Origin of the sequence: Flaviaestuariibacter amylovorans, from assembly GCF_039541815.1 — a bacterium.
GTDB classification, from domain to species: Bacteria; Bacteroidota; Bacteroidia; order Chitinophagales; family Chitinophagaceae; genus Flavisolibacter; species Flavisolibacter amylovorans.
This window is the reverse complement of sequence record NZ_BAABGY010000009.1, coordinates 202,905-218,892: the sequence shown is the minus strand read 5'-3', so window position 1 is coordinate 218,892 and position 15,988 is coordinate 202,905. Positions and strand designations below refer to the sequence as shown.

14 protein-coding genes and 1 tRNA gene are annotated in these 15,988 nt (G+C 61.0%); 5 read left to right on the top strand and 10 right to left on the bottom strand.

All coding sequences use genetic code 11. The features are described 5' to 3' along the window. Positions 1–50: 50 nt before the first annotated feature. On the bottom strand, positions 51–698 hold the full coding sequence (locus tag ABD937_RS16285) for an O-methyltransferase (RefSeq protein ID WP_345256835.1): 648 nt from the start codon (positions 696–698) through the stop codon (positions 51–53). Beyond that, on the bottom strand, positions 698–2,167 hold the full coding sequence (locus ABD937_RS16280) for a sodium:solute symporter (protein ID WP_345256834.1): 1,470 nt from the start codon (positions 2,165–2,167) through the stop codon (positions 698–700). The genes ABD937_RS16285 and ABD937_RS16280 overlap by 1 nt, the downstream gene beginning before the upstream one ends. Before the next feature lie 100 nt (positions 2,168–2,267). Here ABD937_RS16280 and ABD937_RS16275 point away from each other — a divergent pair, with 100 nt between their 5' ends. Continuing rightward, positions 2,268–2,804: an LOG family protein gene (locus tag ABD937_RS16275; RefSeq protein WP_345256832.1), complete on the top strand. Its 537-nt coding sequence runs from the start codon at positions 2,268–2,270 to the stop codon at positions 2,802–2,804. Positions 2,805–3,086: 282 nt separating this feature from the next. Here ABD937_RS16275 and ABD937_RS16270 read toward each other — a convergent pair whose 3' ends face one another. The 6 genes from ABD937_RS16270 to ABD937_RS16245 all read right to left on the bottom strand — a co-directional run bounded on the left by ABD937_RS16270 (position 3,087) and on the right by ABD937_RS16245 (position 13,708). Further along, entirely contained in the window at positions 3,087–3,743 is a 657-nt protein-coding gene (locus tag ABD937_RS16270) for a hypothetical protein (RefSeq protein WP_345256831.1), read from the bottom strand. Beyond that, on the bottom strand, positions 3,740–5,164 hold the full coding sequence (locus ABD937_RS16265; RefSeq protein WP_345256829.1) for an FAD-binding oxidoreductase: 1,425 nt from the start codon (positions 5,162–5,164) through the stop codon (positions 3,740–3,742). Before ABD937_RS16265 ends, ABD937_RS16270 begins: the two co-directional genes overlap by 4 nt. Positions 5,165–5,405: 241 nt before the next feature. Continuing rightward, entirely contained in the window at positions 5,406–6,434 is a 1,029-nt protein-coding gene (locus tag ABD937_RS16260; protein WP_345256828.1) for a PorP/SprF family type IX secretion system membrane protein, read from the bottom strand. A 15-nt stretch (positions 6,435–6,449) separates the two neighbouring features. Then, positions 6,450–10,040, bottom strand: a complete 3,591-nt coding sequence (locus ABD937_RS16255; RefSeq protein WP_345256827.1) for a DUF7948 domain-containing protein — start codon at positions 10,038–10,040, stop codon at positions 6,450–6,452. A gap of 51 nt (positions 10,041–10,091) precedes the next feature. Continuing rightward, positions 10,092–12,176 (bottom strand): ATP-dependent DNA helicase RecG, encoded by a 2,085-nt coding sequence (gene recG / locus ABD937_RS16250; RefSeq protein WP_345256955.1) that lies wholly within the window; start codon positions 12,174–12,176, stop codon positions 10,092–10,094. Between the two features lie 392 nt (positions 12,177–12,568). Further along, positions 12,569–13,708, bottom strand: coding sequence for a glycosyltransferase family 2 protein (locus ABD937_RS16245; protein ID WP_345256826.1), 1,140 nt, complete (start codon positions 13,706–13,708; stop codon positions 12,569–12,571). Positions 13,709–13,848: 140 nt separating this feature from the next. On the opposite strand from ABD937_RS16245, the gene ABD937_RS16240 reads away from it, so the two are divergent. The 3 genes from ABD937_RS16240 (at position 13,849) to ABD937_RS16230 (ending at position 14,571) form a co-directional block, all read left to right on the top strand. Then, positions 13,849–13,924: transfer RNA gene (locus ABD937_RS16240), tRNA-Thr, on the top strand. Positions 13,925–14,052: 128 nt separating this feature from the next. Further along, a complete protein-coding gene (locus ABD937_RS16235) occupies positions 14,053–14,274 on the top strand; it encodes a hypothetical protein (protein ID WP_345256825.1) in 222 nt (73 codons plus the stop codon). A gap of 81 nt (positions 14,275–14,355) precedes the next feature. Beyond that, the gene (locus ABD937_RS16230) at positions 14,356–14,571 is read left to right on the top strand and encodes a hypothetical protein (protein ID WP_345256823.1); all 216 of its coding nucleotides are present in this window, start codon (positions 14,356–14,358) and stop codon (positions 14,569–14,571) included. Between the two features lie 140 nt (positions 14,572–14,711). Here ABD937_RS16230 and ABD937_RS16225 read toward each other — a convergent pair whose 3' ends face one another. Continuing rightward, positions 14,712–15,272 carry an HD domain-containing protein gene (locus ABD937_RS16225; RefSeq protein ID WP_345256822.1) on the bottom strand — a complete coding sequence of 187 codons (561 nt, stop codon included), beginning with the start codon at positions 15,270–15,272 and terminating at the stop codon, positions 14,712–14,714. 178 nt (positions 15,273–15,450) lie between these two features. Here ABD937_RS16225 and ABD937_RS16220 point away from each other — a divergent pair, with 178 nt between their 5' ends. Continuing rightward, positions 15,451–15,669: a hypothetical protein gene (locus tag ABD937_RS16220; protein ID WP_345256821.1), complete on the top strand. Its 219-nt coding sequence runs from the start codon at positions 15,451–15,453 to the stop codon at positions 15,667–15,669. 107 nt (positions 15,670–15,776) lie between these two features. Here the strand turns inward: ABD937_RS16220 and ABD937_RS16215 are convergent, their stop codons facing one another. Next, positions 15,777–15,953, bottom strand: a complete 177-nt coding sequence (locus tag ABD937_RS16215; RefSeq protein ID WP_345256820.1) for a hypothetical protein — start codon at positions 15,951–15,953, stop codon at positions 15,777–15,779. Positions 15,954–15,988: the final 35 nt, after the last annotated feature.

Below are 15,988 nucleotides of genomic sequence, written 5' to 3'. Positions count from 1 at the left end.
GGACGTGGCAGTGTTTTCTCCCGCCGGTGCGGGAATGGATGTACAATAGGTTAGGGAGCTACTTTCCGGATCAGGGTGAGGCCGTCGCGCACCGGGAGCAGCACCTGCTCCACTTCGGGACAATCCCGCACAAAGTCATTGAATTCCTGGATGGCTTTGGCGTTCTTGCCGCGGATGTCGTCGGTCAGCACCTGGCCGTGAAAGAGCGTATTGTCCGCTAAGATAAAACCTCCTGGCCGCACCTGTGGCAAAAGCGCCTTAAAATACGCCGTGTAGTTCACCTTATCGGCATCGATGAACACCAGATCCCACGATTCCCGGAGTTCACCGATGATTTCGAACGCTTCGCCGATATGAGAAATTATGCCTTTAACATTCTTTTTTTTGAAGAAGCCCTGCGCTACGGCCGCATCGTCGGGCCGCAACTCTACCGTATGGAGCTCGCCATCATGGGTCAGACCTTCCGCCAGGCAAAGTGCCGAGTAGCCGGTAAAGGTACCGAGCTCGAGTACGCGCCGGGGCCGGATCATGTGGCTCAGCATCCGCAGGAACCGACCTTGCAGGTGCCCGCTGAGCATGTGGGCTTTCGGATGGTGCGCCGCGGTGTAAGCGATCACCTCCTGCAGGAGCTCGTCATCAGGGGTGCTGAAGCGCTCCGCGTACGCGTGGGCCTTGTCGTAGTCGATCTCCCCCGTCATCAGAGCGCAGTCGTTTCGTGGGCTACGCTCGCCGGCCGCGACAGCAGCAACAATCCGACGAACACCAGCACCCCGTTCAGGATGAGCAGCTCCGGACCGATCTCGAAGCCCGGCAGGATCTGCTTCTGGTACTTGTCGAGCAGGAAGCAGATGAGGGGAGCAGCGATGCAGATATAGGGCACCTTGCGGTCGTCGACGGCGCGGCGCGTCAGCAGCCCGAAGGCGAAAAGGCCGAGCAGCGGCCCATAGGTATAGGCAGCCACTTTCAGGATCACGCCGATCATGGAGCCCGAGTTGATCCAATAGAAGACCATCACAAAGAGCAGGAAGATGCCGGCGAACGAGAGGTGTACCGACTGGCGCAGGCGCTTCTGCTGCCTGTCGTCGAGGTCCTTGCGGCGCTTGATGCCCAGGATGTCGATGCAGAAGGACGAGGTCAGGGCCGTGATGGCGCCGTCGGCGCTCGGGAAGAGGGCCGAGATGAGGGCGATGATGAAGATGATGGCGATGGCCGGCGGCATGTGCTGCAGCGCCACCGTGGGGAACAGCTTGTCGCCGGTAGCGCCCACGCCCTGTGCGGCCGCATACAGGTGCAGCAGGCCACCGAGGAACAGGAACAGCAGCAGCACGCCGGTGAGTACGATCGAGAAGGTGATCATATTCTTCTGCGAATCGCCCAGCGTTTTTACCGAAATGTTCTTCTGCATCATCTCCTGATCCATGCCGGTCATGGTGATGGTGATGAAGGCGCCGGCGAGGATTTGCTTCAGGAAGAAGAGCTTGGAGCCGGGATCGGTGAAGAACACCTGCGTAAAGCCACGCTCACCCATCGCGGAGATGCTCTCGCCGAAACCGAGGTTGAGCTGGTTGAGGATATAGACGGTGCAGATCACGAGGCCTGCGAGCATACAGGTGGTTTGCAGGGTGTCGGTCCACACGATGGTTTTGACGCCGCCCTCGAAGGTATAGAGCAGGATCATGAGCAGGATGACGGCCGTGGTGGCCCAGAAGGGCACGCCCAGCGAGCTCAGGATCGCCTCCTGCAGGATGTTGACCACGAGGTAAAGGCGGGCCGTGGCGCCCAGCGTGCGCGAGAGGATGAAGAAGGAGGCGCCGGTCTTGTACGACACGAAGCCGAGGCGTTGCTGCAGGTAGTTGTAGATCGACGTTACGTTGAGGCGGTAGTAGAGCGGCAGCAGCACGTAGGCGATGGTGAGGTAGCCGATCATATAGCCGATCGCGATCTGGAAATAAGCGAATCCTTCCTTGCCCACCGCGCCGGGCACGCTCACGAAGGTGACGCCCGAGAGCGAGGTGCCGATCATGCCGAAGGCCACGAGCATCCAGTTGGAGTTGCGGTTGCCGATGAAGAAAGACTCGTTATTGGACTTCCGGCCGGTGATCCAGGCCACGAAGAGAAGGATCAGGAAATAGGCGATGACGATCGCAAACAGCAGTTCTGGCGACATGCGTTATTTTTTTGTATACGCGGGCAAGATTACGAATAGTATTCGGGTAAGTTAGCAAAATTTGCCGTCCTTTGGCTCCATCTAAACCGCTTTTCCACTTATGTCTCTCCGCTCCCTGGCGATCTTTTGCGGATCCAAGAATGGCAACAATCCGCTCTTTGTACAACACGCGCAGGCACTTGGCCGGATGCTTGCCGAACGGGGCGTGGCCCTCATCTACGGCGGCGGCCGCAACGGCCTCATGGGCGCCGCGGCCGACAGCGTGATGAGCGCCGGCGGCAAGGTCCACGGCATCATCCCGCAGCACCTGCGGCAGTGGGAGCATCAGCACAACGACATTACCGAACTCGTGGTGGTGGAGGATATGCACGTGCGCAAGCGCACGCTGTACGAGCGCTGCGATGCGGCCCTCATCCTGCCCGGCGGCTTCGGCACCCTCGACGAGCTTTTCGAGATCCTCACCTGGAACCAGCTCTCGCTACACAACAAAAAGGTGTTTCTCCTCAACAGCGCCGGCTTTTACGACCACCTCCTTGCCCACCTGCGCACCATGCAGGAAGAAGGCTTCCTGTATACGAACATCGAAGAGCAGGTGATTGTGCTCGCGTCGCCGGAAGAGATGGAACAGCATTTATGATCCTGCCCCCTGCCCCCCGATAGGGGAACTTAGGCCGGGGCTGTTCCTTCAGTAGCCAATATAGTTCCTGAAGAAAAATGCTACACCTTCAGCGCTACATAATCAATATTCCAACAGGTCTTTCCCTTTGAGTAATGAGCGTTGAATATGAAGCATCAAACATTTTGATATTAAAAAGCCCCGACTTCGTCGGGGCTTTTGCAAAACAGTGCTTTCAGAAAAGGTCAAAGTGCAAAAAGCAGCATCGTCCTAAGTGCCCCCTTGGGGGGACAGGGGGCCACATCAACGCTTGAGCGGCCCGCCCCTATCGAAGGCCGGGTTCCGGGGTCCCTGGAAGAGCGGGATGATGAGGCCGGCGCGCACCTGCGGGGTCATGCGGCCGTAGGCATCGACATAGGGAGAGTTCTCTTCCTTAAGCACGTCCCAAAGCACCGACAGGAAGCCGTAGGGGCTACCGCCTTCGGGGTCGCGGCCCGAGGTGTAGCCGGCGCCTACGAGAAAGGAGTTGGCCTGGCGCTTCTCTCTATAGAGCTCGCCGCCGCTGCCGGGGTCATAGGTAAAGTTGATGAAGTTGCGCTCAAACTGGGCGTGTGCAAACAGGAAGCGTACCGGGTAAATACGGGTAAAGGCGCCGGCGCCGAAGATGGTCTGGCGGGCCTTCTCGCCGGTGCGCTGCCCGGTGTTGAAGTCGATGCTCTTGATCTGCGTGAACGTGTAGTTGACAGCAATGCCCCCTTCGAGCCAGTTGGTGATGCGGTAGCCGAGCATCGGGTTGACGCCGCCGAGGAAATAGCCCGTGCCAAAGCCGAGCGAAAGCGAGCCACCGGTGAAGAGCCGGTCCTTCTGGAAGCCGCCGGTCTTCGGGGCTTCGGCCGCCTGCTGGGCAAAGGCAGGCGTCAGCGCGCACAGGAGCGCGAGGGATGCGAGTACTTGTTTCATAGTGTTTCGGAGTCGAAGATTTTTCCGGCATTGAGGATGCCTTTCGGGTCAAAGATTTGCTTGATCTGGCGCATGAGGCGCAGCTGCACGTCGTCGAACACGAGGGGCAGGTATTCCTTCTGCACGAGCCCGATGCCGTGCTCGCCGGAGATGGTGCCGCCCAGTTCCTTCACGAGAATAAAGATCTCGCGGATCCCTTCCTTCAGTGAGCCGTTCCAGGCTTCGTCGGAGAGGTCGCCCTTGATGATGTTGACGTGCAGGTTGCCGTCGCCGGCATGCCCGTAGCAAACGGAATGGAAGCCGTATTTATTGCCGATGTCCTTCACGCCCTTCAGCAGGCGCGGCAGCTCGGCGCGGGGCACCACCGTGTCTTCTTCCTTGTATACGGAGTTCGACTTCACCGCCTCTCCTACCCTTCTCCGGAGCTTCCAGAGCTGCTCCTTTTGCTGGGCGTCGTCGGCGAAGAGGATATCGCTGCAGTCGTAGTCCTGCACGATGGCGGCGATGCCTTCCATGTCTTTCAGGAGTACGTCCATATCGTTGCCGTCCACCTCGATGAGCAGGTGTGCCACCACGTCGTCTTCAATGGGTACGATGCTGTTGTCGACGAAGCGCATCACCCACTCGAGTGCGTCGCGCTCCATGAACTCGAGGGCGGAGGGCGTATAGCCTGCGCGGAAGATGGCGCTTACGGCTTCACAGGCCTTTTCGGCCGAGCGGAAGGGCACGAGCATCAGCAGGTCGAGCTGCGGGTGCGGGAGTAGCTTCAGCACCACCTTGGTCACGATGCCCAGGGTGCCTTCGGAGCCCACCACCAGCTGCGTGAGGTTGTAGCCGGTAGCATTCTTGAGCACGTTGGCGCCGGTCCAGATGATCTCGCCGGAGGCGAGCACCACTTCGAGGTTGAGTACGTAGTCCTTCACCACACCATATTTGACGGCCTTCGGTCCGCCGGAGTTCTCGGCGATGTTGCCGCCGATCATGCAGGAGCCGCGCGAGCTCGGGTCGGGCGGGTAGAAGAGTCCCTTCTCCCGCACGGCGTTTTGCAGCACCTCGGTGATGACGCCTGGCTCGGTGGTCACCTGCAGGTTGCGCTCGTCGATGTGAAGGATGCTGTTCATGCGCTCGAGCGAGAGCAGCACGCCGCCGAGGTGCGGCAGGGCGCCACCCGAAAGGCCGGTGCCGGCGCCGCGGGGCGTCACCGGGATCCGGTGCTCGTTGCAGATGCGGAGGATGCGGGAGATCTCGTCGGGGGTGCGTGGCTTCAACACCACGTCGGGGAGGTAATGCAGGTCCTCGGTCTCGTCGGAGGCATAGGCCGACAGCACTTCGGGATCTACGTACACATGGGCGTCGCCGACGATGCCGCGGAAGCTTTCGAGCTGCTGCAGTACGGGCGGGGTTTGTTCAACAGAAAGCATAAACGATGGGACTCTGGTAAGGCCCTAAAGTTCGGGCAAAATCGGAAAGGCGGACGGGGCAATGTGTTAAACTGGGGATTCAAGGGTTTTGGATGGTTTTTATGGGTCCTTAAGGTTCTGAGGGTTCTAAAGGTTCTTAAGGTTCTGAGTGTTCTGATGGTTCGGATGGTTCGGATAACAAGAAAGGCCGCCCCAAGGCGACCCTTACCAATAAACTAATAGACCAATAAACTAATAAACCCTAGTTCTTGAACGAGGGGCAGATCGTTTGCCGGCGGTTCCCTTTGAACTGGTCGAAGACGCCCTGCTTGATGAGCGAGAACTCGAAGGCCCCGCGGCCACCGTTATAGGCTTTCAGCGGCGACATCGTGGCGTCGTAGGTGAAGCTCAGGATATAATCATTGTAGCCGAGGCCAACCATGGGGATGATGGCTTCGTTGTGGCGGTAATACAGGCCGGCGATGAGGAGCTGCTCGCCGTCGCCGGAGAGGTTGTAATGGGCATTGAACCCACCCACGGCCTCGAAGGCGCCTTCCTGCATGGTCACATAGACGTTCGGGTTCACGATCCACTGATCGTTGACCTTGAAGGAGCCGTTGAGGAACGCGGTGGAGCGCATGGGCACGCGGTTTTCCTCATCGTTCTGGAAGAACGTTTCCTTCGGGCGGTTGATGTGCTGCACCGCGAAGCCGCCATTGAGGTAGATATTGCCGGTCGGAAAGTACGCGAAATTCATCCCTACGTTGAGGTCGAAGTACGAGATGTTGTTGCGCGAGAGCATCACGGAGGTAGGCAGCTTGCTGTCGAAGAAGTGGCCGTCGAACTGGTCAGGGAATTTCAGGTTGGACGTGTTGATCTGCTTGTTGGCATAGCCACCGTTGAAGCCGAGGCTCAGCAGGCTCGAGTAGCCCAGCATCTGGTGATATGCTACCGACCCGTAGACCTTCGTTGAGCTCAGGTTGCCCGAGCCGGCCACGTCTTTGAGGATGGCGCCGCCAACCCCGATCCAGCCGGTCTCGAAGCGGTCCTTCATCAACTGCACGTCGCCGAAGGCGCTCATCGTCTTGTAAGGCACCGCCATCACCGAGGACCATTGGTTCCGGTAGTTGACGCCCAGGCGGTAGTCGCCGTCGGGGATAAAGCCCGTATTGGCCGGGTTGGTGGTCAGGGGCGAGTTGAAGAACTGCGAGAAATGCAGGTCCTGCGCGCTTGCGGTGTTTGCGCCCAGCAGCATTGCCAGTACGCTCCAATAGGTTATAGTTCGCTTCATGGTCACCCTCGCTTTTTATCGGATTAAGGTAATATCGCCTTTCTTGGTCGCCTTCTTGCCGTCGATGAACTCTACCTCCAGCGTATAGGCGTATACGTCCATCGGTTGCAGCTTTCCTTTGTAGGTGCCGTCCCACCCGGTCTTGCGGTTCTCGGTCTCGAATACTTTCTGTCCCCAGCGGTTCCAGATAGTGAAGCGCATGCGGCCGATGCCATAGCCGCGCGCCATCACTACGCTGTTGATGTCGCCGCTCTGCGGGGTAAAGGCGTTGGGCACGTCCACGGCGGCCTCCACGAGGGTCTGCACTGTTCGCCGCGCGGTGTCCGGACACCCGTTGGTATTGTATGCCACCAGGATGACCTCGTAGCTGCGCGTCTCGTTGTAGTCGTGGGTCACCGGCAGCTGGTTGGTCGTGATCAGCGAGTCGCCGTCGCCGAAGAACCACTTGTAGCGCACCGCATCCTGCGAGTTGTTCTGGAAGGTGATGGGGGTATTCACCTCGGGCGGCTGCGGGGTTACGTTGCCGATGGCCGCGCGGGGCTTGTTGAACACCTCGATCTCGAAGGAGGTACTGTCCACGATATTACAGGTGCCCGAATCCACCACGCGCAGGCGCACGGTGTACTTGCCGGGATTCAGGTAGGTGTAGGTCGGGCTCTTCTCCGTGGAGGTGCCCACGCCGTCGCCGAAGTCCCAGCTGAAGGTCTGGCCGCCGGCCGAGGTGTTCTCGAAGTAGGCCGGGTAGGGTGCGCAGCCCGTACGTGGGGTCACGAAGGAAGCATCCACCAGCACGGCCACGTTGAGCACGGAGTCGAGCGTCTCGGGGGCATTGCAATAGTTGGTATCAACGATCGTCAGCTTGACGTTATAGGAGCCCGGTGCCGGGAAATCGTGGGTCACCGAGCCGGCGCCCGCGGTCACGGGAGGCGTGCCATCGCCGAAGTCCCACACGAAGGAATTATTGGCGAAGGGCCGGCTGGGCGGGGCCACCGAGGTGTTGGTGAACCGGAAGCGGAGCGAGTCGCAGGGATTGAGCTTCTCAAAGGAGAAGGAAGGACGGGCCTCCAGGCTGCCCACGCGGATGCTGACGTAGGAGGTATCGCGGATATTACAGCTGTTGGAGTCGACGCCGATAAGCCGCACCCGGAACGTGCCGAGGCTGTTGAAGGTGAACTGCGCGTTGGCGGAGGTGGTGGTCTGGTCGGTAATGCCGTCGCCGTTGAAGTCCCACTCGTAGGTCTGGGCGTTGGCCACCGTGTCGCGGAACTGCACCGTGAGCGGCACGCAGCCTGCGGAGTCGCGCACCACGCCGTCGATGGCCGACTGCACGCCCGAGGAAAGGCCCGCGAGGTTCATGGCGATCTTGACCATGGCCAGGTTGCACTGGGCGGGGTTGATCCGGCTCCACGCGCCGGCCGTGGTCGGGAAATAAGGTTTGGGGTTGCTGTTACAGTTGGCGCACATGGCCTGGTAGATAACGCCGTTGGCGTCGAAGCGGCTCGTGCCGCCGTCCACGTGGTCGGGGATGGTGCCGGGGCCCGGTGCGTTCTCCCCGAAGAAGGCGCCATAGAGTTGCTGCGTGGCGTTGCGCTTCAGCACGAAGAAGTAGAAGTCCTTGCCGTCGGTCTGCGAGGGCGAGCTGTACGGCGGGTTCATCACGAGCGCGTCGGGCGTGGTGGGCAGGCCGCCGGTGCCGGCCGAAGGGAAGGTGTTGGAGGCGCCCAGCGACATGGTGCCGCCCCAGCCCGATACGTATACGTTCTCGCAGCGGTCCACCAGGAAGGCCACCGGGGAGATATTGGGCTGGGTAGCGCTCGTGGTACCGAAGGCAGTGGAATAGACGAAGCTGCTCAGGTCGGGCTGCAGCTTGGCGATGAACTGGCGGCCGTTGACGTAATAGGTTGCGTTGACATTCGGCCACGTGCCCAGGGTTTGTCCCATGATGTAGGGAAAGCCGCCGCGGTCGAACTGGATGCCGAAGATCTGGTCGTATTGCGGGGTGCCCACGTACTTGGAGTATACAGGCGCGCCGCCGCTGGAAGGGAGCGCCACCACGAACCCGTCGATGCCGCCGCGCGTGAGCCCGGGTATGCCCGCCCCGATCGTGGGGAAGTTGGAACTCTCGGTTCCACCGGCGGCGTACAGCCGGCCGCTCACCGGGTCGAGGGCGAGCACGTAGGCCGCGTCGTTGCCATCGCCGCCCAGGTAGCTGGAGAACAGCACGGTCGATACGTCGGGGGAAAGCTTCAGCAGCACGGCATCCTGCAGGCCGCCGGAAACGGATTGAAAGGCGTTGCGGACGAAGAAGTCGGTGGAGCGCGTATTGCTGGCCACGTAGATATTGCCGGCGGCATCGAGGATCACCTCGCTGCGGCCGTCGTCGCCGTAGTTATGCTGCAGGGAGTTGCGCGCGCGGCCCGAGGAGATGTTGACCCCGTCTTCGCCGCTGCCGCCGATCCGCATGGAGCCGATCAGGTTCGAACCGCTGGCGTTGAGCTTCGTCACCACGATGTCGTAGCCGGTGTTGGTGGCGCCGTCCGGAAGCGCCTGGGTGCCCCGGGTAGGATAGTTTGCGGAGTTGGTTCGCCCGGCGATCACGAGGTTGCCGGCCGGGTCGCAGAAAAGGCTGTGCGCCTGCTCGATAGAGGAGCCGCCGATATAGGTCGCGTACTCGCGGTTGGTACCCGACGAGTTCAGCTTCATGATACCGATGTCCCATTCACCGCCCTGGTGATTGTCTTCGAAGGCACCGGTGGAGAAGGGGAAACCATCGCTGCGTACAATACCGCCGCCGAAGAAGGCGCCGTCGGGTCCGTAGGTAGCCGTGAAGCCCCAGTTCTCTGCCTTGCTGCCGGTAAAGGAAGAAAAGATCATCGTCGGGTCGATCACGAGCAGGGTATTGGGGTCGTAGTCCTTTGCGCGGAAACGCAGCACGTTGTCCTTCACCTGGTAGCTGACGTTCACCGTCTGGCGGCCCTTTTCGTTGTACTGGAAGGAATAGGGCGCGAGCTCTTTCACGGTACCCACCGAGGTGCGGATCTCGAGCTGCTGCTCCTTGTTCACCGAGATACCGTCGACGCCGGTGTAGCGGAGGGCGATGTCGGAGACGCGGGCGCCGGGATGCACGAGGAGGTCGTACTTGAGGGTGCCGTTCTCCGAGTAATAGCGGATGTCGATACCCGGGTACAGGTTGCGGATGTTGACGGCGAGGAACTCGCGGCAGTTGCCGGCCCACTTCGAGGGATCGTTGCCGATGAAATAGTTGGAGTAGGCTGCCTGCACCTTGTCGCCCTCGATGCTGGCCTTCGCAAAGGCACCTTCGAAGGTAACGCGGTAGGCATGCGAGCGCAGCCTGAGTTTGGCGTTCCCGGTGCGGTTGTGGATCTCCTCCTTCAGCTGAAGAAGGTCCTGGTCGTTATGTTGCAGCACGGTAAAGCCATCCTGGTGGAGAAAGAGGGCACCGCCCGGAACTTCGGCGCGGTAACGCACACGGGCGTCCCACTGGCCTTTATTCTCGGTAAAGCTGAGGGGTTCCCGGCTTTGCGCAAAGAGCGAAAAGGTGAGCAGGGTGCAGAGTGCGGACAGTATCAGGTTCTTCGGTTTCAAAGCTCAGGTAAGATAACTATAATACACAACAATGTATTGTGCATGAAAGTGTTAAGATATGCGGCTCCAGGGTGTCTTGCCCTGTAGTGACATCAGGTAGTGCTTCAGTGGCTGTTGCTCCTCTGCCTCCAGTTCGGGGTCCGTCTCGATCAGCGCTTCGGCAAAGGCACGGGCCGCATCCAGGATCGCCTTGTCTTTGACCAGGTCGGCCAGCTTCAGGTTTAATGTACCGCTCTGCCGGGTTCCTTCTATTTCTCCCGGACCGCGCAGCTCCAGGTCTTTTTCTGCAATTTCAAAACCACTGTTGGTGGCGCACATGATCCGGAGCCGCTCGCGTGCGTCGTTGCTCAATTTGGGACCGGTCATCAGGACGCAGTAGCTCTTTTCGGCGCCGCGCCCCACCCGGCCACGCAACTGGTGCAACTGGGATAGTCCAAATTTTTCCGCACTTTCAATGACCATCACCGAAGCGTTGGGCACGTTCACGCCCACTTCGATCACCGTGGTGCTCACCATGATATGAGTCTCTCCCTTCACGAAACGCTGCATGTTGGTCTCCTTGACGTCGGGCGCCTGCCGGCCGTGCACCATGGAGATCCAGTAGCGCGGCTCCGGGAAGTAGGCTTTGATATTCTCGTAGCCCTTCATGAGGTCCTCGTAATCGAGCTTCTCACTTTCCTCGATCAGCGGGAAGATCACGTACACCTGCCGCCCCTTGTCGATCTCGCCGCGGATGAACTCCATCACCCGGGAGCGCTGGTCGTCGAGCCGGTGCACCGTGAGCACCGGCTGCCGGCCGGGCGGCAGTTCGTCCATCACGCTGCAGTCGAGGTCGCCGTAGGCGGTCATGGCCAGGGTGCGCGGGATGGGCGTTGCGGTCATCACGAGCACATGCGGCGGGATGGGTGCCTTTTTCCAGAGCCGGGCCCGCTGCGCCACGCCGAAGCGGTGCTGCTCATCCACGATGGCGAGTCCGAGGTTCCGGAACTGCACCACTTCCTCGATGAGCGCATGCGTTCCTACCAATATACGAATATCCCCCGCCAATAGTTGGCGCAGGATCTCCTTTCGTTCGGCAGTTTTGGTCGAACCCGTTAAAATACGGATCGGAACGGGCAAAGCGCTGAGCAGGTCGGAAAGGCCGCGGTAGTGCTGCTGCGCGAGGATCTCGGTGGGCGCCATGAGGCAGGCCTGGTAACCGTTGTCGACGGCCAGCAGCATTGCAAGGAGGGCTACGATCGTCTTGCCCGAGCCTACGTCGCCCTGCAGCAGCCGGTTCATCTGGTGGCCCGAAGCCGTATCGGTGCGCACTTCTTTTAACACCCTTTTCTGAGCCCCGGTGAGCGAAAAGGGCAGGTGCTCCTTGTAAAACGTGTTGAACAGCTCCCCTACTTCGTTGAAGATGACACCGCGCGACAGCCGGTGCCGCTCGGAACGTACGCGCGCGAGGCGCACCTGCGCCAGGAACAGCTCCTCGAACTTGAGGCGGCGTAGCGCGAGGCTGCACTCGCGCGGGTTGCGGGGGAAGTGGATGCCCCGGTAGGCTTCGTAGCGGCCCATGAGCACGCCCTTTCGCAGGATGGGCTCCGGCAGGTTCTCGGGCAGGTCGGAAGGTCGTACGAGCTCGAGCAGGGCCTGCACCAGTTTGCCGATGGGCCGCCCGCCAAGACCGCGGGCCTTCAGCTTCTCGGTGGTGGAATACACCGGCTCGAGCGTGTTGGGCACCGCATTCGGGTTGAAGGCTTCGATCTCGGGATGCGTCAGCTGCGGCTTGCCGAGGAAGAAGGTGAGCCGGCCGAAGGCCGTATAGCGCTCGCCCTCGCGCAGGAGCTTGTCGACCCAGGTAAGCCCCTTGAACCAGGTAAGCTCAATGGTGCCTGTTTCGTCGCGCAGGTAAGCCAGGAGGCGCCGCCCCTGCTTCTCCCCCGTCGTTTCCTTGTAGGTGAGGATGCCGCGCACCTGCACGTATTCGTTGGCCGGCGTCAGGTCGATGATGGCCGAGAAGCGCGTCTTGTCGACGTGCCGGTACGGGAAGTGGTGGAGCAGGTCGTTGAACGTGAAGATGCCGAGCTCCTTCTTGAGCAGGTCGGCTTTCTGCGGGCCTACGCCCTTCAGGTATTCGATGGGGTTTGCCAGTATGTTGGGGGTGGTTCCGATGGCGCGTGCGATTTCGCGTAAAATTACGGGCGGGGCGCCATGGCTGAGTGGTTCTTTTCCCGGGAAACAGCGTTGTTTTTCACCTCGTTAACGGGCATTTGCGAAGGGTAAGCAACCGGCCCGCGCCAATAATTCTGAGCACTGGGCGATGAGGGCGTCTTTTTTAAACGCTAAGGCGCCGAGAGGATACGCTTAGGGTCGCTCAAAGCGCGAACTTCGGAACAACGGTAGCGACGACTCCGGCAGCAAACGTCTTTTTTCAAGAGTGCCAAGGGACGCCCGCAAGCGGGCGTTAGCGGGCACTCCCTCGCTGGAGGATGGATTCGGGAGGGCTGCCACGAAACACCGATGCGCAACATCAAATTTCAAACTCACCTCGCTTTCTCCCAGAGCACCGACTGCGCCCCGCGGCGGTGGCGGCGCCAGCCGGCGAGCATGCACCAGTTCATGAACAGGAAGTAAAACGGCAGCGTGGCCGGCATGAAGGAGCGGTTGTGGCGCAGCAGCCCCGCGCCGAGCAGGGCCAGCGCATAGAGCGTTATCTGTGCCGCGAGCAGCCAGCTATAGAGAGGGCCGGCGCTGCCGAGCACCAGTAGTGTGTTCAGCAGCAGCAACGCCGGCAGGGCCAGCGGGCAGAACACCCAGCGCATCCAGCGGCGCACCACGAACTGGAAGGCAAGCGCGGGCCGCGCCAGCAAGCGGCGCCAGTGGAGGCGTTCGAGCAGCTGAAAGGCGCCGGCGGCGATCCGCACCTTGCGCTTCTCCTCGTCGGCGAGGGAGGCGCTCGGCGCCTCGAGGGCATAAGCGCCCGGCTCGTAGGCGATGCGGTAGCCGAGCTGGCCGATGTGGAGCGAAAGGGCGAGGTCGTCGAGCAGGGTATCTTCCGGAAGCGGGGCGTATAGGGCCGCGCGGAGGGCAAAGAGCTCGCCGGCGGCGCCCACCACGCTGTGGAAACCGGCGTCGAGGCGCTTCAGAAAGGATTCATAGTTCCAGTAAAGGCCTTCGGCAAAGCCGACGCCCGTGCCGTGCTGTACCCGCTTCTCTCCCGCTACGGCTCCGACGCCCGGGTCGGCGAAGTGCGCGAGGATCCGCTGCAGGGCATCGGGGTTCAGGAGCGTGTTCGCGTCGGAGAAAACCACCAGCGGTGTATCCACGTGCGTCATGGCCCGGTTGAGCGCCGCCGCCTTGCCGCGCCGCTCGGGCGTGTGGAGCACGCGCACCGGGAAGGCCTGCAGCAATGCCTCCGAGCCGTCGGTGGAGCCGTCGGTTACGACCAGCACCCGGAGCTGCCGGTGCGGGTCGTAGAGCGCCAGGGTGTTGCTGATCTTCTCGGGCAGGATACCGGCTTCGTTGAAGGCGGCGATGACGAGGGTGATGGGTGCTGTGGGAACAGCGGCGGCGCGGGAGCGACGGTAGAAGGGGCGCAGCAGGAGCAGCAGCACGGCATAGCCGGCATAGGTAAAGAAAACGCCACCCAGCAGCAGCCAGAAGAAGAACTCGATCCCGCCCATGGGGCGCTAATATCGGAAGGAATCTCCGAACCGGCCGGCAGCCGCGCTCCTGCCCGCTCCACCGGCGCCGAAAAAAATCCGGCAGCACGGAGCCACGGCACGCGTACTTTTCCAAAAATCCCTACATTTGCCCTCCCCACGCCAACTTAGCTCAGCTGGTAGAGCGATTCATTCGTAATGAATAGGTCGTCAGTTCGAATCTGATAGTTGGCTCCAAAGGCTTCCGCGCAACCGGAAGCCTTTCTTTTTTGACTCCGCCGTGCGCGACTAGCATCATTTTTGGAGTGGCTCAAAGGATCTTCTTTCTCATCCACCGCGGCCGTCCTCCCATCAATCCGAAGCATATGAAAGCAAAACTCCGATTTACCTCGGCAGAGGACCTGCGGCAGTACCTGGACGCCATCGGCGTGCCGGAGCGCACCTACAGCAAGATGCGTACACAATCGACGTTCGGTGAGTTCACCGAGGCCCAGCTCGAGCTCGCGCAGCGCGAATTCGGGGCGCAACTGGAGGAGAAAGAGGAGGGCCCCGACGGGCGCAGCGCCCCTTCGGGCGGCTCCCGGTAGGCAGCGACCTCTTTTACAACAAGGTTGGCGACCCGATGATGCACCTTTATGGGGTCTCATCTAAACCGGCAACCACTGCTCATGAACCTTCGCCTCCGCGCTACCTCCGGCCATGGCGTCCGCACGCACCACCGTACGATCGGCACCTTCGAAGTGCGGGCGGCGACGGCGCACACCTTCCCGCTGCTCGAGGAGGCTTACGAATACTTCAAGTCCCTCAACGTGGAAGCCACGCTTTGGGATGTCACCGGCATACCGGAGCTGCTCGAGTCGAAGCTGCTGGAGCTGGAACCCTGAGCCACCGATCAGCACTGCGGGCATTTCTAAGTTGACCTTGCCCGGATTGTGCGCTCAGCCTGCGATCCGTTGCGGCCGAAGAGTGACTTCTTCCAAACCTGGATGCACCGGTTCCGGTATCCCGTATTTCTACGTTCTGCTCAGCTGGATTCATTCCTGCGCCGTGGCAAGGCGTCCAGCCCGCCCTGCACCACCTGCAGCGCCTCGGCGCGCAGCCCGGCATCACCCTCCTTCATGACACGCAGCGCCTGGCGGCACTCCTTCAGAAACTTCGGCGCGAAGTTGGGATCGTGCCGCACGATCTCGCGGGCATTGTCGAGGATGTCGGCGTACTTCGCCGTCTGCGCTTCCGCGGAGATCGTGGCCATGCGCTCCGTCTCGGCCTCCTTGCGGCGGCGGCGCTTCCATTTGGGGTATGCCGCGGTAGTATAAACGTCGGTAAGCTCCACCACGAGCGCCAGCGTGTGCTGCGCCTCCCCCGCCTCCATGACCGATCGCAGGAACCGCAGCAGCTCCTCCTCATCCACCCGCGTATCCTCCAGTACGTCATGCAGCAAAGCCGCCGCCTGCTGCGCGCGCGTGGCACCCTGCTCCGCGCAGCGCTCCATCACGCGTACCGGGTGCACGATATAGCGCTCCGGCGTATAGCGCCGCAGCTGCCCGCCATGTGCGCGGTCGGCAAATTCACGAATGCGTTCCAATACCGGATCCATAACCGGAAGGGGACAAAGAGCAGGCCGGAGGAGGAAGGTTTAGGAGGTTTAGAGGGTTTAGGAAGTTGGTTGTTAGGTCCTGAACCTTCTAAACCTCCTAAACCTCCTAAACCCTCTAAACCTTTGCTTCCGGCTACATTTTTGCCGCCCTCTTTTAAAAACAAACATGGACGAGAAAAAATGGAACGAGGGCGCCGAGGCGGGCAGGCACCGCGATATGGGCATCAAGACCGTAGCCGGGCAAGATAGCGAAGGGCACATCCGTGGCTCGAAGCAGAGTGAATTCAACGAGCGCAGCGCCCAGCAGCGCGAGCGCCGGCAGGAAGCAGAAGACGGAGGCCGTACCGACATCCGCGAGGAAGGTACTGACGGCATTCAGCCCTGAGCCGGCACGCGGAAAAAAGAAGCAGCGGTGTTGACCGCTGCTTCTTTTTTTATTCCTGCGACCGTATTAATACGGTCCGATCCCGCCCGGGATCATGGGCGCTGCCCCTACATCCGCTCGCTGCCGCCTTTGACGTGGCCGCGGTTGTTGGTATCGGTGCGGCCGCCCGACGCTTCCTTGCGCCCCTGGTTGGAAGTGCGCTCGGGGTCGTTCTTGCGGTCGCGGTCCTTGTTTACCGACTGCTGGCTGCCGTGCTGCGGCTTGTCGCCTTTCTGGTTTGCCATGTGTTCCCGTTTTAAAGAGTGAAAAGATCCGTATT

Bases quoted from the DNA above. Each gene is read 5' to 3' on its own strand.
- ABD937_RS16245 (WP_345256826.1), bottom strand. From the start codon at position 13,708: ATGGGCGGGATCGAGTTCTTCTTCTGGCTGCTGCTGGGTGGCGTTTTC.
- ABD937_RS16235 (WP_345256825.1), top strand. From the start codon at position 14,053: ATGAAAGCAAAACTCCGATTTACCTCGGCAGAGGACCTGCGGCAGTAC.
- ABD937_RS16230 (WP_345256823.1), top strand. From the start codon at position 14,356: ATGAACCTTCGCCTCCGCGCTACCTCCGGCCATGGCGTCCGCACGCAC.
- ABD937_RS16215 (WP_345256820.1), bottom strand. From the start codon at position 15,953: ATGGCAAACCAGAAAGGCGACAAGCCGCAGCACGGCAGCCAGCAGTCG.
- ABD937_RS16270 (WP_345256831.1), bottom strand. From the start codon at position 3,743: ATGAAACAAGTACTCGCATCCCTCGCGCTCCTGTGCGCGCTGACGCCT.
- ABD937_RS16280 (WP_345256834.1), bottom strand. From the start codon at position 2,167: ATGTCGCCAGAACTGCTGTTTGCGATCGTCATCGCCTATTTCCTGATC.
- ABD937_RS16260 (WP_345256828.1), bottom strand. From the start codon at position 6,434: ATGAAGCGAACTATAACCTATTGGAGCGTACTGGCAATGCTGCTGGGC.
- ABD937_RS16275 (WP_345256832.1), top strand. From the start codon at position 2,268: ATGTCTCTCCGCTCCCTGGCGATCTTTTGCGGATCCAAGAATGGCAAC.
- ABD937_RS16220 (WP_345256821.1), top strand. From the start codon at position 15,451: ATGGACGAGAAAAAATGGAACGAGGGCGCCGAGGCGGGCAGGCACCGC.
- ABD937_RS16265 (WP_345256829.1), bottom strand. From the start codon at position 5,164: ATGCTTTCTGTTGAACAAACCCCGCCCGTACTGCAGCAGCTCGAAAGC.
- ABD937_RS16285 (WP_345256835.1), bottom strand. From the start codon at position 698: ATGACGGGGGAGATCGACTACGACAAGGCCCACGCGTACGCGGAGCGC.